The 18,138-nt window shown below is 51.1% G+C and carries 4 protein-coding genes; 1 reads left to right on the top strand and 3 read right to left on the bottom strand.

Going from position 1 to position 18,138, the window contains the following annotated elements; all coding sequences use genetic code 11:
• Positions 1–124: 124 nt before the first annotated feature.
• Positions 125–14,035, top strand: a complete 13,911-nt coding sequence (locus tag IMCC3135_RS12960) for a cadherin domain-containing protein (protein WP_088918004.1) — start codon at positions 125–127, stop codon at positions 14,033–14,035.
• On the opposite strand, the gene IMCC3135_RS12955 is transcribed toward IMCC3135_RS12960, so the two are convergent.
• From IMCC3135_RS12955 to IMCC3135_RS12945, 3 genes are read right to left on the bottom strand one after another with little or no spacing between them, the layout of a single operon-like run.
• Positions 14,028–14,732: a sarcosine oxidase subunit gamma gene (locus tag IMCC3135_RS12955; protein WP_088918003.1), complete on the bottom strand. Its 705-nt coding sequence runs from the start codon at positions 14,730–14,732 to the stop codon at positions 14,028–14,030. The genes IMCC3135_RS12960 and IMCC3135_RS12955 overlap by 8 nt on opposite strands.
• Complete coding sequence (locus IMCC3135_RS12950) at positions 14,729–17,782, bottom strand: sarcosine oxidase subunit alpha family protein (RefSeq protein ID WP_205738025.1); 3,054 nt, start codon at positions 17,780–17,782, stop codon at positions 14,729–14,731. Before IMCC3135_RS12950 ends, IMCC3135_RS12955 begins: the two co-directional genes overlap by 4 nt.
• Positions 17,779–18,111: a sarcosine oxidase subunit delta gene (locus IMCC3135_RS12945; RefSeq protein ID WP_088918002.1), complete on the bottom strand. Its 333-nt coding sequence runs from the start codon at positions 18,109–18,111 to the stop codon at positions 17,779–17,781. The genes IMCC3135_RS12950 and IMCC3135_RS12945 overlap by 4 nt, the downstream gene beginning before the upstream one ends.
• Between the last annotated feature and the right edge of the window lie 27 nt (positions 18,112–18,138).

Below are 18,138 nucleotides of genomic sequence, written 5' to 3'. Positions count from 1 at the left end.
GCAGTAGAGCCCGCCGATAACTGATTTGAAATACTGCGCAATCTGTGCATTTTGCACCTGCGCACATCTATCAGCCGTCGGCTCCAGCCCGCTGGAACGCACGTGCTCTGCAGGTCCAGGGGAAATGAAGCAAAAAAAGCACAGCTCAATAGAGCCGGGTAAAAGGGATTCTTTCAAGCTGGAAGCTCTGGAGCCACGACTGCTGTTTTCAGCCGATGCTGCAAGCCTGTTTGCTGCCAACCAAGCCTTTGCTGATAACACTTTTCCAGGTGGTGAGCCAGCCTCAGCTGTGGTGGCCCCTTACTATCAAGTGGAAGCAAGTTCTGTCACAGCTCAGGAATCGGAGGCCACCACACCTCCTATCGAACTGGTCATCATCGATAGATCGCTGGAGGATTCAGACTGGATCGCCGAGCAACTTTCCACTCAGGACGGCACTACCAGAATCATTGAATTTCTGGATACCGACCGGGATGGAATTGATCAGATTTCAGAGTTGCTGGCGAAATATGAATCCGTTTCTGCCGTGCATATCTTCTCCCATGGCCAGCAGGCCGAATTGCAATTGGGCAATTCAACGATCGACGCTCAGGATCTTTTGATTCGTGCAGACCAGATCAGTGCCTGGTCCCAATCCCTGACTAACGACGCTGATCTGCTGATCTACGGCTGCGACCTTGTCGGTTCAGAAGCAGGCATCGAGTTCGCAACTCTATTGGGGCAGTTGACTACCGCAGATGTTGCCGCTTCGACCAATTTGACTGGCTCCAGTGCACTTGGCGGTGATTGGCAGCTCGAATACAGATCGGGGGCTATCGAGGCTAATACGGAGATGGGTGATGTACTGCTCAGCGACTACAGTAGTACCTTGGCGACCACGTATACCGTCAGCAACAACCAGGATAGTGGTACCAATTCCTTGCGCTGGGCCATTGAACAAGCCAATGCTGACAACGATGACAGCATCATCGTTTTCTCAGAGTATCACTATATTTATTTGACTTCGGAACTGCCAGATATAAAGAAACCCCTGACCATTGATGGAACAACATATCCCGGCGCGCCCAATTATCCTTCCATAACCATTGTCGGTACAGGAACATCCTCAGGCAACGGACTCACACTCGCTAGCGGATCAGATGGCAGTGTCATCAAGGGCTTATCCATCAGAGATTTCAAAGACTCTGGCATCCTGATAGATAAAACTGACTCACATACAATCACTCAAACTGATATTGGCAGCGACGGAACAGCTAATTTTGGCAATGGCAAGTACGGCATAGAAATTATCGATGGCAAGAACAACAACATCGGCTCGACCACTATATCAGGGACGAATATTGAAAGAATCCTGATCTCAGACAATGCACTATCCGGTATTCATATTTCAGGCTCAGGCAGCACCGGTAACGCCATCAACAATGTCTATATTGGTTTTGGCTGGGACGAGCAATCAATCGCTAATGGTAGCGGCGCTTCCGGCGAGGCAGGAATCTACTTAACAGATGGTGCCAGCGACAATACCATTGGTACAGAGTACAGCAACGTCATATCAGGCAATGAAGGATCAGGTATAAGAATATCCGGATCCAATACAACTGGCAACGTTATATCAGGCAATGTTATTGGGCTTGATGAAACAATCACTGTTGATATTGCAAATACTGGTTCTGGTATTTGGATAGATAATGATGCAAGCGACAATACCATTGGAGGCCTTGTCGCTGGGGATGGAAACATTATTACCAGCAATGAGGGTGATGGGATAAGAATTACCGGATCCAATTCGATCGGCAACTCTATTCTACGCAATATCATAGAAAACAATGCAGGACAGGCCATATCATTGAATGGAGGTAGCCTTACTGCTAATGATGTAGACGATGTAGATAGCGGTCCGAATGATTACCAGAACTACACCGTTTTAACCTCTGCAATAACAGATGAAAGTGGCAGCCTCACAATCACCGGCAGCCTGAACACTACACCTAACAAGAGTTATAGAATAGAGTTTTTCGCCACTGATACACCGAATGCTTCCGGACATGGCGGAGCCTCTGTGTATCTAGGTTCAACTAATTTCTCAACAGGCGCGAGTGGCACTGTCAATGGAGCGTTCGCATTTAGTGCAAATGTTGCCGTAGGCACTTATATCACATCAACCACAACTGAATTTTCTGCTGGTGGTAATTATGGAAGCACATCTGAATTCTCAGAAAATATTGAAACCGTGCGGTCAAATTCTGATCCTGTTTTCACCTCCTCGAATTCATTCGATGTCGATGAGAATTCGTCTTCAGTAGGTACTATCACCACCAATGACTCTAATGGGGACACACCTGTATATAGTTTGGTAAGCACGAAGGACTACTCATTCTTCACTATAGATTCGAGTACAGGACAGCTATCATTTCTGTCGCCTCCCGATTACGAGACACCCTTGAGTGCGAATGGTGACAACGACTACCTCGTCTCTGTGGAAGTTGATGATGGTTATGGTGGTGTCGTCACTCAGGAAATAACCGTCACGGTCAATAACGTTTCTGAGGGTTTGGCTACCATAAGCGATACCGATCCCACTGTCGATTCAGTTCCCGAAAATAGTACGCCTGGTACTTTGGTGGGAATTACCGCCAATACAAGCGACGGCGATGCCGGTCAAACAATCACGTACACCCTATCCAACTCATCAGATGACAAGTTCACAATCGATTCCAATACTGGCGTTGTTTCAGTGGCTGGCGACCTGAACAAGGAAACAGGCAATTCGCATTCAATCACTGTTCTAGCGACCTCTAGTGATGGTTCGATCACCAATGAAAGCTTCACAATCGCAGTAGAAGATGTCAATGAAAACCCCGTAATCACTTCCAGTCCGATCGTCGATGCAACAGCCGACTTACAATATACATACAACCTTTCCGCTACAGATATAGATGCTGGCGATACTCTTACATTCTCGGCAACTACTCTACCTTCGTGGTTAACCGTCATCAACAATGGCTCCACCTCAGGCAAGCTAACCGGCACACCAGGCCCTGGACAAGGTGGCCCGCACAATGTGGTTCTGGTGGTGACCGATGCTGGCGGACTGACTGACACGCAGAGCTTCACAATAAACGTCTCGGTCAATCAGGCACCTGTCTTTAGCTCACCTTCCGGCTTCAGCATTGCAGAGAACCAGGGCGCGGTTGGTAATGTCATCGCGAGCGATGGCGATACCGGGGATACACTCAGCTATAGCATTGCCGGAGGAACTGATTCCAGCTTGTTCCAGATAGACGCGGTTACAGGAGCTTTGAGTTTCAAGGTAGCACCCGATTTTGAAGCCCCTACAGATAATGGCGGCAACAATATCTACAATGTGACAGTAGGAGTCAATGATGGGTCTGGAACATCAAACGCGACCAGCACGCAGGCCCTTTCCGTCACGGTCACGGATCTGAATGACAATGCACCGGTTATAGATGCAGCACAATCATTTTCAATTGATGAGGATGCCATTGACACCACTGTTGTAGGCACTGTGACTGCTAATGACCCTGATACGGTAGGGTCTATTACGTGGAGCATCGCTGGTGGGAATACAGGAAATGCGTTTGCAATTGATGTGAACACTGGCGAGATTACGGTAGCGAACACTGCCGCCATCGATTATGAGAACTCTCAACAATTTACATTGAGCATCACCGCCAGCGATGGAGTAAATGCGGATGATACCGAGAATGTCATCATCAACATCAACGATGCTGCTGATGAACCATTGAGGTCAATCGTAGACATCGATGGACTTGCTGACCGAGTTGATGAAAACAGCGCAATCGGAAGCAGTGTCGGTATTGAAGCCGATACCAGCGACGGTGATGCTGGGCAGACCATTAGCTACTCGCTAAGTAGTAACCCGGGCAACCTGTTCTCAATAGACACTGTTACGGGAAAAGTGACCACCGCTGTGGCCCTGAACCGTGAAACTGCAGCTAGTCACACTATCGAAGTCACTGCTACGTCTTCTGATTTATCCACTGCCAACAAGTCATTTGTCATTCAGGTTGGTGATGTCGATGAATTTGATGTGGGGGTTGTAACCGATAACAATGCCGATTCAAACATTGTCAAGGAAGATTCGAAAGCAGGTGCAATCGTCGGCGTCACCGCTATAGCCAGTGATGGAGACAGCACCGACACAGTCTCGTACGCACTGTCCAATAACGCCGGTGGATTGTTCGCCATAAATTCCACTACGGGCGTCGTGACGCTGACAGGTGCTCTGGATCGAGAAACGGCGGCCAGTCATACTATTGAAGTTACGGCCACCTCTTCGGATTCATCGACCACCACCCAGTCATTTGTCATTCTGGTCGGCGATGTGGATGAATTTGATGTCGGCGTCGTAACCGACAACGATTCGGCAATCAACACGGTCGACGAGAATGCGACGGCTGGGGCGACGGTTGGGATCACCGCTACAGCCACGGATGCAGACAGTACCAACAATACTGTTTCCTACTCATTATCCAATAACCCCGGCAGCTTGTTTTCCATCGATGCCGCCACCGGTGTCGTGACCTTGGCCGGCGCGCTGGATCGGGAGACTGCTGCCAGCCATACCATTGAAGTCACAGCCACATCGACCGATTCATCCTCCTCGACACAGTCATTCGTTATCCTGGTTGGAGATATCGATGAATTTAATGTCGGTGTCGTAACTGATAGCAATGCTGCCACCAATACGATCGACGAGAATGCTTCCGCAGGGGCAACGGTTGGGATCACCGCTTCTGCTTCTGATGAAGACAGTACCAACAACACTGTCTCCTACACACTATCCAATAACGCCGGTGGGTTGTTTACTATCAATGCCACCACGGGTATCGTGACCTTGGTCGGCGCACTAGATCGGGAAGCCGCTGCCAGCCATACCATTGAAGTGACTGCCACATCGACCGATTCGTCCTCCTCAACACAGTCATTCGTTATCCTCGTTGGCGATATTGATGAATTTAATGTCGGTGTCGTAACAGACAACGATGCCGCGACCAATACGATCGACGAGAATGCGTCCGCAGGGGCAACCGTTGGGATCACGGCGTCAGCTTCTGATGCAGACAGTACCAACAATACTGTTTCCTACTCATTATCCAATAACCCCGGCAGCTTGTTTTCCATTGATGCCACCACCGGTGTCGTGACCTTAGCCGGCGCGCTGGATCGGGAGACTGCTGCCAGCCATACCATTGAAGTCACAGCCACATCGACCGATTCATCCTCCTCGACACAGTCATTCGTTATCCTGGTTGGAGATATCGATGAATTTAATGTCGGTGTCGTAACTGATAGCAATGCTGCCACCAATACGATCGACGAGAATGCTTCCGCAGGGGCAACGGTTGGGATCACCGCTTCTGCTTCTGATGAAGACAGTACCAACAACACTGTCTCCTACACACTATCCAATAACGCCGGTGGGTTGTTTACTATCAATGCCACCACGGGTATCGTGACCTTGGTCGGCGCACTAGATCGGGAAGCCGCTGCCAGCCATACCATTGAAGTGACTGCCACATCGACCGATTCGTCCTCCTCAACACAGTCATTCGTTATCCTCGTTGGCGATATTGATGAATTTAATGTCGGTGTCGTAACAGACAACGATGCCGCGACCAATACGATCGACGAGAATGCGTCCGCAGGGGCAACCGTTGGGATCACGGCGTCAGCTTCTGATGCAGACAGTACCAACAATACTGTTTCCTACTCATTATCCAATAACCCCGGCAGCTTGTTTTCCATTGATGCCACCACCGGTGTCGTGACCTTAGCCGGCGCGCTGGATCGGGAGACTGCTGCCAGCCATACCATTGAAGTCACAGCCACATCGACCGATTCATCCTCCTCGACACAGTCATTCGTTATCCTGGTTGGAGATATCGATGAATTTAATGTCGGTGTCGTAACTGATAGCAATGCTGCCACCAATACGATCGACGAGAATGCTTCCGCAGGGGCAACGGTTGGGATCACCGCTTCTGCTTCTGATACAGACAGTACCAACAACACTGTCTCCTACACACTATCCAATAACGCCGGTGGGTTGTTTGATATCAACACCACCACGGGTATCGTGACCTTGATCGGCGCACTGGATCGGGAAGCCGCTGCCAGTCATACCATTGAAGTGACTGCCACATCGACCGATTCATCCTCCTCGACACAGTCATTCGTCATCCTCGTCGGCGATGTGAATGAGTTTGATGTTGGTGCTATTTCCGACAGCGATGCCGCCACCAATACAATCAACGAGAGTGCAACTGCGGGAGCAACGGTTGGTGTTACCGCTATAGCCAGTGATGCCGATAGTACAGACACTATTTCCTACTCATTGTCCAACAATCCCGGTAGCTTGTTTACCATTGATACCACCACCGGTGTCGTAACTCTGGTCGGTACGCTAGACAGAGAAACAGCTGCCAGTCATACCATTGAAGTCACTGCCACATCGACTGATTCATCCACCTCGACACAGTCATTTGTCATTCTGGTTGGCGATAGTGATGAATTTAATGTAGGCATCGTAACCGACAACGATTCAGCAACCAATACGGTCAACGAGAATTCGATCGCAGGGGCAACGGTTGGCATCACAGCCTCAGCTACCGATGCAGACAGTACCAACAATACGGTTTCCTACACACTGACTAACAACGCCGGTGGCTTGTTTGATATCAACACCACCACGGGTATCGTGACCTTGATCGGCGCACTGGATCGGGAAGCCGCTGCCAGTCATACCATTGAAGTGACTGCCACATCGACCGATTCATCCTCCTCGACACAGTCATTCGTTATCCTGGTCCGTGATGTGGATGAATTCAATGTCGGTGTCGTAACCGACAACGATGCTGCCACCAATACGATCGACGAGAATGCGTCCGCAGGGGCAACCGTTGGGATCACGGCGTCAGCTTCTGATGCAGACAGTACCAACAATACTGTTTCCTACTCATTATCCAATAACCCCGGCAGCTTGTTTTCCATTGATGCCACCACCGGTGTCGTGACCTTAGCCGGCGCGCTGGATCGGGAGACTGCTGCCAGCCATACCATTGAAGTCACAGCCACATCGACCGATTCATCCTCCTCGACACAGTCATTCGTTATCCTGGTTGGAGATATCGATGAATTTAATGTCGGTGTCGTAACTGATAGCAATGCTGCCACCAATACGATCGACGAGAATGCTTCCGCAGGGGCAACGGTTGGCATCACCGCTTCTGCTTCTGATGCAGACAGTACCAACAACACTGTCTCCTACACACTATCCAATAACGCCGGTGGATTGTTTGATATCAACACCACCACGGGTATCGTGACCTTGGTCGGCGCACTGGATCGGGAAGCCGCTGCCAGCCATACCATTGAAGTGACTGCCACATCGACCGATTCGTCCTCCTCGACACAGTCATTCGTCATCCTCGTCGGCGATGTGAATGAGTTTGATGTTGGTGCTATTTCCGACAGCGATGCCGCGACCAATACAATCAACGAGAGTGCAACTGCGGGAGCAACGGTTGGTGTCACCGCTATAGCCAGTGATGCCGATAGTACGGACACTATTTCCTACTCATTGTCCAACAACCCCGGTAGCTTGTTTACCATTGATACCACCACCGGTGTCGTAACTCTGGTCGGTACGCTAGACAGAGAAACAGCTGCCAGTCATACCATTGAAGTCACTTCCACATCGACTGATTCATCCTCCTCGACACAGTCATTTGTCATTCTGGTTGGCGATAGTGATGAATTTAATGTAGGCATCGTAACCGACAACGATTCAGCAACCAATACGGTCAACGAGAATGCGATCGCAGGGGCAACGGTTGGCATCACAGCCTCAGCTACCGATGCAGACAGTACCAACAATACGGTTTCCTACACACTGTCTAACAACGCCGGTGGGTTGTTTGATATCAACACCACCACGGGTATCGTGACCTTGATCGGCGCACTGGATCGGGAAGCCGCTGCCAGTCATACCATTGAAGTGACTGCTACGTCGACTGACTCATCCTCCTCAACACAATCATTCGTCATTCTCGTCGGTGATGTGGATGAATTTGATGCAGGCGTCGTAACCGATAGCGATGCCGCTACCAATACAATCAACGAGAATGCAACTGCGGGAGCAACGGTTGGTGTCACCGCTATAGCCAGTGATGCCGATAGTACGGACACTATTTCCTACTCATTGTCCAACAATCCTGGCAGCTTGTTTACCATTGATGCCACCACCGGTGTTGTGACCTTGGCCGGTGCGCTAGACAGAGAAACAGCTGCCAGCCATACCATTGAAGTCACCGCCACATCGACCGATTCATCCTCCTCGACACAGTCATTTGTCATTCTGGTTGGCGATAGTGATGAATTTAATGTAGGCATCGTAACCGACAACGATTCAGCAACCAATACGGTCAACGAGAATGCGATCGCAGGGGCAACGGTTGGCATCACAGCCTCAGCTACCGATGCAGACAGTACCAACAATACGGTTTCCTACACACTGTCTAACAACGCCGGTGGGTTGTTTGATATCAACACCACCACGGGTATCGTGACCTTGATCGGCGCACTGGATCGGGAAGCCGCTGCCAGTCATACCATTGAAGTGACTGCTACGTCGACTGACTCATCCTCCTCAACACAATCATTCGTCATTCTCGTCGGTGATGTGGATGAATTTGATGCAGGCGTCGTAACCGATAGCGATGCCGCTACCAATACAATCAACGAGAATGCAACTGCGGGAGCAACGGTTGGTGTCACCGCTATAGCCAGTGATGCCGATAGTACGGACACTATTTCCTACTCATTGTCCAACAATCCTGGCAGCTTGTTTACCATTGATGCCACCACCGGTGTTGTGACCTTGGCCGGTGCGCTAGACAGAGAAACAGCTGCCAGCCATACCATTGAAGTCACCGCCACATCGACCGATTCATCCACCTCGACTCAGTCATTTGTCATTCTGGTTGGCGATAGTGATGAATTTAATGTAGGCATCGTAACCGACAACGATTCAGCAACCAATACGGTCAACGAGAATGCGATCGCAGGGGCAACGGTTGGCATCACAGCCTCAGCTACCGATGCAGACAGTACCAACAATACGGTTTCCTACACACTGTCTAACAACGCCGGTGGCTTGTTTACCATTAATGCCACCACCGGTGTCGTAACCCTAGTCGGTGCGCTAGACAGAGAATCAGCTGCCAGTCATACCATTGAAGTGACTGCCACCTCTAGCGATACCTCCACAGCCACAGAGTCATTTGTCATCCTTGTCGGTGATGTGGATGAATTTGATGTTGGTGCCATTTCCGATAGCGATGCCGCCACCAATACAATCAACGAGAGTGCAACTGCGGGGGCAACCGTTGGTATCACCGCTGAAGCTAGTGACGCTGATAGCACAGACACTATTTCCTACTCATTATCCAACAATCCCGGCAGCTTGTTTACCATTGATGCCACCACGGGCATCGTGACTTTGGCTGGTGCGCTAGACAGAGAAACAGCTGCCAGCCATACCATTGAAGTCACCGCCACGTCGACCGATTCATCCACCTCAACACAATCATTCATCATCCTCGTCGGTGATGCGGATGAATTTGATGTTGGCGTCGTAACCGACAACGATGCCACCACCAATACAATCAGCGAGAGTGCAACTGCGGGAGCAACGGTGGGAATCACGGCTTCGGCCAGTGACGCCGATAGCACGGACACTATTTCCTACTCATTATCTAACAACCCCGGTAGCTTGTTTACCATCGATGCCTCCACGGGTATCGTGACCTTGATCGGCGCGCTGGATCGGGAAGCTGCTGCCAGTCATACCATTGAAGTGACTGCTACGTCGACCGACTCATCCTCCTCAACACAATCATTCATCATCCTCGTCGGTGATGTGGATGAATTTGATGTAGGCGTTGTAACCGATAGCGATGCCGCTACCAATACAATCAACGAGAGTGCAACTGCGGGGGCAACCGTTGGTATCACCGCTGAAGCCAGTGACGCTGATAGCACGGACACTATTTCCTACTCATTGTCCAACAATCCTGGCAGCTTGTTTACCATCGATGCCTCCACGGGTATCGTGACCTTGATCGGCGCGCTGGATCGGGAAGCTGCTGCCAGTCATACCATTGAAGTGACTGCTACGTCGACCGACTCATCCTCCTCAACACAATCATTCATCATCCTCGTCGGTGATGTGGATGAATTTGATGTAGGCGTTGTAACCGATAGCGATGTCTCAGCCAATACGGTCGACGAAAATGCGACGACAGGTGCAACGGTTGGTGTCACGGCTTCGGCTAGTGACGCTGATAGCACAGACACTATTTCCTACTCATTGTCCAACAATCCCGGTAGCTTGTTTTCCATCGATGCCTCCACGGGTATCGTGACCTTGATCGGCGCGCTGGATCGGGAAGCCGCTGCCAGCCATACCATTGAAGTCACCGCCACGTCGACCGATTCATCCACCTCAACACAATCATTCATCATCCTCGTCGGTGATGCGGATGAATTTGATGTGGGCGTCGTAACCGACAACGATGCCACCACCAATACAATCAGCGAGAGTGCAACTGCGGGAGCAACGGTGGGAATCACGGCTTCGGCCAGTGACGCCGATAGCACGGACACTATTTCCTACTCATTATCTAACAACCCCGGTAGCTTGTTTACCATCGATGCCTCCACGGGTATCGTGACCTTGATCGGCGCGCTGGATCGGGAAGCCGCTGCCAGTCATACCATTGAAGTGACTGCTACTTCGACTGACTCATCCTCCTCAACACAATCATTCGTCATTCTCGTCGGTGATGTGGATGAATTTGATGTAGGCGTTGTAACCGACAACGATGCCGCCAGCAATACAATCAGCGAGAGTGCAACTGCGGGAGCAACGGTGGGAATCACGGCTTCGGCCAGTGACGCCGATAGCACGGACACTATTTCCTACTCATTGTCCAACAATCCTGGTGGCCTGTTTTCCATTGATGCCACCACCGGTGTCGTAACTCTGGTCGGTGCGCTAGACAGAGAATCAGCTGCCAGTCATTCCATTGAAGTGACCGCTACATCGACTGATTCGTCCTTCTCAACACAATCATTCGTCATCCTCGTCGGTGATGCAGATGAATTTGATGTAAGCGTTGTAACCGATAGCGATGTTGCAGCCAATACGGTCGACGAAAATGCGACGACAGGTGCAACAGTTGGTGTCACGGCTGTAGCCAGTGATGCCGATGGTACTGACACCGTCTCCTACTCCTTGTCCGATAATCCCGGCAGCTTGTTTGCCATTGATGCCACCACGGGCATCGTGACCTTGGTAGGTACACTGGATCGGGAAACCGCTGCCAGTCATACCATTGAGGTGACTGCCACCTCAAGCGACACCTCCACTGCCATACAATCATTCATCATCCTCATCGGTGATGCAAATGAATTTGATGTAGGCGTTGTAACCGATAGCGATGTCTCAGCCAATACGGTCGACGAAAATGCGACGACAGGTGCAGCGGTTGGTGTCACGGCTTCGGCTAGTGACGCTGATAGCACGGACACTATTTCCTACTCATTGTCCAACAACCCCGGTAGCTTGTTTACCATTGATGCCACCACTGGTGTTGTGACCTTGGCCGGTGCGCTAGACAGAGAAACAGCTGCCAGCCATACCATTGAAGTCACCGCCACATCGACTGATTCGTCCTTCTCAACACAATCATTCATCATCCTCGTCGGTGATGCAGATGAATTTGATGTTGGCGTCGTAACCGATAGCGATGCCGCAGCCAACACGGTCGACGAGAAAGCGACGGCAGGTGCAACGGTTGGCGTCACGGCTGTAGCCAGTGATACCGATGGTGCTGACACCGTCTCCTACTCATTATCCAACAACCCCGGCAGCTTGTTTTCCATCGATGCCACCACGGGTATCGTGACCTTGGCCGGTGCGCTGGATCGAGAAACCGCCGCCAGTCATACCATTGAAGTGACTGCGACCTCTAGCGACTCTTCCACCTCGACACAATCATTCGTCATCCTGGTTGGCGATAGCGATGAATTTGATGTAGGAGTCGTAACCGATAGCGATGCCGCAGCCAACACGGTCGACGAGAATGCAACCGCAGGTGCAACGGTTGGTGTCACTGCCTCAGCTACTGATGCAGACAGTACCAACAACACGGTTTCCTACACACTATCCAATAACCCCGATGGCTTGTTCTCCATTGATGCCACCACAGGTATCGTAACGTTAGCCGGTGCACTGGATCGAGAAACAGCTGCCAGCCATACAATCGAAGTCACCGCCACCTCAAGCGATTCATCTACTTCCACACAGTCATTCGTCATTCTGGTCGGTGATACCAACGAGTTCCAGATCAGTCCGATTACCGATATAGATACCGGTGATAACTCCATCGATCACAAAGCGGCTATCGGGACTGTCGTTGGAATTACAGCATCCGCCACAGACACCGACAGTACCGCTACGGTCACCTACTCGCTGACCAACAATGCAAATGGGCTGTTTACCATCGACGAGTCAACGGGTGTGATAACACTCACTGAGTCGTTAGGTCGCGAGTCAGAATTCAGCTACATGATAGAAGTAACTGCCAGCTCTTCTGACAAATCCACTTCGAACCACAGCTTTCTGATTTCGGTTGAGAACGTCAATAGTGCACCTGAGATCGTATCCTCCTCGACATTCAGCACTCCCGAGAACCAGGCTGACGTCGGTCAAGTCAATGCAACAGATTTGGATGGTGATTCTGTTCAGTACTCGATAACAGGTGGGCCCGATGCGGTTCATTTTCAGATCAATGCATCCACCGGGTATCTGAGCTTCAAGTTATCGCCAGATTTTGAAGCACCCAGAGATACCTCTAATTCGAATCGATACGAATTGACGGTCGCTGCTACTGATGCTAACGGAACTGCAACGACACAGGCTATCCTGGTGAAGGTTACCGACGTAAACATGGCACCCACTCTGAATACAACCGAGATGAGCAGCTCAGCGCAATTTACGGGTGTCATCGGACAGATACAAGTGTTTGACCCAGACTTGCAGGATCAGGTCACGTTGCAAATCACAGGTGGGAGTGCCCAACCGTATTTTACCTACGATGCGCAAACTGCACAACTTACTCAAAACCAGCAATTGAACAAGGGCCAATATTCCTTGCAGGTCATGCTCATTGATACAGAAGGCAATGCTACCGAAGCAACATTGATGATCACTATATTGGGCGATCCCAGACTCGCTGCTGCCATGCCGGATATTGCATCGCCAAGTTTGCCGGACGTATCGGGTTCGCTTGCCGAACATAAAGCCGACTCCGGACGTCCCTCCCCACCGACACCGGACCATCAAAGAATCGATGGAATGGCATCCATCGAGTCTGAAGGCTCTATCGACCCTGAGAATGTGGATATTGAAAGTGCCGATACCGACGTACTCATCGAGGACTTGTTGACAGCAACGACCGACGGCATTTCGATCTATCAATCCGAATCAGCCAGTAACGCGGACATTCAGCAATATTCACAAACACAACATATTGCGAATGAAACCGCAAGCGCGCAAACCAGATTGCTCAACATACTCGAAGGTATCAAGAGTCGTGGACTGGTGACAACGAACCTGGTCATTGAAGGCTATGATTTCATGCCATTCACATTGACTCTGTCACCACTGGACTCTAGCGGTATGAATAGCCTGTCGCAAGATTTGAAAGATTCTCAATCCAGAGACCAGCAGCAAGAAACGACAATATTGGCTATCGGTGGAGTAGCCAGTGTTGCACTGACAGCCGGCTTTGTCACCTGGATGTTCAAAGCCGGCCTGCTATTGTCCGCAGCAAGAACCAGTGCACCGCTATGGAGTGCAATTGACCCCATCCCGATACTTCACAAACGCGAATCCGACGACGAGTCGAACGACTCGTTCAGCTAGCTGTTAAAGAGAATGCTTCGAGCCCATACTCCTTGCCGGCACGTTGTAACCATAACCAGAGATAGTCGGCAAAACTTCTCCTGACAATGATTTCATAGCGATCTTCACCCACGGCTCGTAGAGTTACCTGGGCCTTCGCCATGACCGTATTGACTACTTTCCCCGGACCAAAGCTGTCCGGGTGAACATCGTATGAAGTACTCTTTTTAAGTACCTTCAGTGCACTCTCTCCGGACAAGGTCAGCAGGCTGTAACCACCAGACACATTGACAATGGCAATCGGTCCGTCCGCTGCCGCTCTCAACTTGTTCTCCAGCTCAAATGCTTCATCCAATGGACAAGTCAGTAACCATTCGTCTGGAGACATCCAGCGAACACAATACTTGTCACTGATGGAATGACTCGCAAGCCTTTCAGGCAGCTTCACATTCAATGTCGTTTGCAATGCACTTGCGAGCGCCTCTTTGCCAGTACTGGCACGTAGCACGAGAATACCCGTTACCGACGCCTCTTCCAGCACTGCACTGGCAACCAGCGTTCTGGATGAGGCTTTCGCCCGCACGATTCTCGATATGGATGCCGGACCACCACGCGCAGGCAGACCCACATGTGCCAATGGAGACAGCTCGACCACATCAGCGATATCACTACCGACATGCAGGTCCATCACCGCTATTGTTTTATCCAGCTTACTCATGCTTTTTGCCTGCTGCCTTCGGCGTCAAGAAAAACGGTGGAACAGGTTTCTGCTTCGATGAACGAACCATCAGTCATTGGGAAATAGACTTTCTCACCCTTTCTCTGGATTCCGTCCTTGATCACCGCCATGGCGATACGCCGGCCCAGAAAGGCACTGTGATAGCTGGACGTGACATGACCAACCATCGTCATGGGAATCGCCTGCTGAGGATCTCGAACGGCTTGTGCCCCTTCCGGCAATACAGCCTGCGGATCCGTCGTCATCAGACCAACCAGCTGCTTGCGATCTGTGCGCAGACAGTCCGAACGATTCATGCCCCGCTTACCAATGAAACTGAATGGTTTGTTGTTGGATACTGCCCAACCATGGTCCATGTCATAAGGTGTCATTGATCTGTCTGTATCCTGACCCACGATGATGAAGCCTTTTTCGGCCCGTAATACATGCATGGTCTCAGTACCATAGGGCGTCAGATTGAATTCCTTGCCTGCTTCAAACAGTGCTTTCCATACCTGCAAACCGTAGTGAGACGGTACGTTGATCTCATAGGAAAGATCACCGGTGAAAGATATTCGGAATACTCGAGCCGGAATATTCGCAACTTTCGCCTCTCGCCAATCCATGAAACGAAAGGCATCCGCCGACAGATCGATATCGGTCAACTTCGCCAATAGCTTGCGACTGTCAGGCCCGGCAATGGTCATCGTTGCCCATTGGTCCGTCACACTATTGAAGAACACCTCCATTTCAGGCCATTCAGTCTGGTGATAAACCTCCAGCCACGAAAGAACGTGCGCTGCACCACCGGTGGTGGTGGTCATCAGAAAGTGATTTTCTGCAAGACAGGACGTCACGCCATCATCCGTGATCATGCCATCCTCGGCACACATCAAACCATAGCGACAACGCCCTGGTTCCAGTTTCGCCCAGGCATTGGTATAGACACGTCCCAGAAATTCCCGTGCATCCTTGCCTTGTATATCTATTTTCCCCAGTGTTGTCGCATCCAGGATGCCGACACCGTTTCTGGTGGCCAATTGCTCACGAGCAATAGCCTCTTCCATCGTCTCGTCCCCTACCGGAAAATACAAGGGACGCTTCCACTGGCCTACGTTTTCAAATTCAGCACCGTTCTCCAGATGCCAGCTATGCATCGGGGTGAAACGTTGCGGGTCAAAAAGCAGATCCGTGTGAGCACCTGCCACGACACCGAAACTGACAGGCGTGTAGTTTGGACGAAACACCGTTGTCCCGGTTTCCGGAATGGTTTTACCCAGAATTTTGGCAACAATTGCCAGACCGTTGATGTTGCCTGTCTTGCCTTGATCCGTGCCGAAGCCCATCGCCGTATAGCGCTTGACGTGCTCGATGGATTCAAAGCCTTCACGCGTACTCATTTCTATGCCTGCAGCCGTGACATCGTTCTGCATGTCAACGAACTGTTTTGGCGCTCGACTGCACGGCTTGCTGTGTGGGATGAGAAATGCCGGCATCGCCTCACAAACTACATCATTGCCAGATGCTGTCGGCGGAATCCCGGCTATCTCTTGCATGGCCACAAAGCCGGCTGCCGAAGCCGCATCACTACCTGCCTGCATGCCATCGACCAGACAATCACCCAAAGTTTGAACACCCGCCATGGCTCCAGAGCTCCAGCACTGCTCAATGGTTGCACCTGGCACAAAGCCGAGTATCTCTTCAGACCACACAGGTCGGCTGCCGGTATGGCAGGACAGATGTACAACCGGGCTCCAACCACCACTACTGGCAAGCGTATCGCATGGCAGCAACTGCCCATCACCGGTCACAAAGGTAGCCCCTGCATTGATCGGCATAACCAAAGCACCTGTCACGCGAGAACGACCTTTGGCTTCCACCACGGCGGAGCCTGTGATGACCTTGATGCCTCGTTGCAGAGCGGTATCGGTGACAGTGCCGTCAGGTTCACGACGTGTATCAACGATAGCAACTACCTGCCGTCCCGCATCAGCCCAGTCAAATGCACATTGGTAGCCCGAGTCATTACTGGTCATGACAACCAGCTTGTTTCCGGGTACAACCGCAAAGCGGTTGATGTAGTGCGACAGACTGGAGGCCACCATGCAACCGGGCAGATCGTTGTTACCAAAAACCAATGGACGCTCGTGTGCCCCCGTAGCCAAGACCACACTACCCGCCCGCACTTTGTGCAGTCTTTGGCGTGTCATGTTCTCCGGCGCTCTGTCGCCAAGATGCTCGCTACGACGCTCACTGATGGTTAGAAAGTTGTGATCATGATAGCCGGTGACTGTTGCACGACTCATGACAGTCACATTCTTCATCTGCACAAGCTCTGCAACGCACTTCTCCACCCACAGCATCGCTGGCTGACCATCAATGGAGTCATTGCTGAAAAGCAGAGAACCACCGAACTCTGAGCGCTCATCCGCGATCATGACTCGTGCCCCCTGCCTCGCAGCACTCAGGGCTGCGCCCAGACCAGCAGGTCCCGCACCAACGACCAGCACATCCACGTGGTGGTTCATATGATCATAACGGTCCACATCAGGCAGCTTCGGGCTACGACCCAGCCCTGCCGCCTTGCGAATCAATTTCTCATAATTTTCCCATTGAGATTTAGGCCACATGAAAGTCTTGTAGTAGAAACCCGGCGACATCAGCACACCGCCGAACTTGCCTACCAGGCCCATGGCATCGAAGTTGACATTCGGCCAGCCATTAACCGGTTTGCAGACCAGACCATCGTACAAGCTCTGCTCGGTCGCCTTGATATTCGGTGTCTGAGTCGCTTCGGTAGCGCCAATCTGCAACACCGCATTTGGCTCTTCCACACCTGCCGTCATGATGCCGCGCGGACGACTGTATTTGAAACTGCGACCGATAACGTCTACACCGTTAGCCAGCAGTGCCGAGGCAAGTGTATCGCCCTCATACCCTTGCATGCGACGACCGTCAAATGTAAATGCCAACGGCTTGCTGCGATCTATCCGCCCACCCGATGACAGTCGGTTACGTTGCTGCATAGCCAGCTGATGAGACGTCATCATGAGGGTGATTTCCAGTTCATCACGGAACCTGTCGGACCGACCTCGGGAGCTCCATCGAATTCGAGCATTTCACCAACCTTGTAAGTACCGTATATTTCATAGGTTTGAGTATTACGAACCACATTGAAAAACTTGCGACAACCGGCCGCATGCACCCATAACTCGCGATGCTCTCCGCGTGGATTCTTACGGTAGAAGAGAAAGTTCCCCCACTCCTCATCCGTCATTGAGTCGGGGTCCAGTGGCCGAGGCAAGTGTGCCTGTCCAGCAGCGTGAAACTCTTCTTCTTCGCGGTGTTCACCGCAATAGGGGCAATGAATCAGAAACATGGCAGCGTTATTCTTTAGTCGATTTAT

Source organism: Granulosicoccus antarcticus IMCC3135 (genome assembly GCF_002215215.1).
GTDB lineage: Bacteria > Pseudomonadota > Gammaproteobacteria > Granulosicoccales > Granulosicoccaceae > Granulosicoccus > Granulosicoccus antarcticus.
Note: the sequence above shows the minus strand (reverse complement) of the source record. Positions and strands in the feature narration are given on the sequence as shown.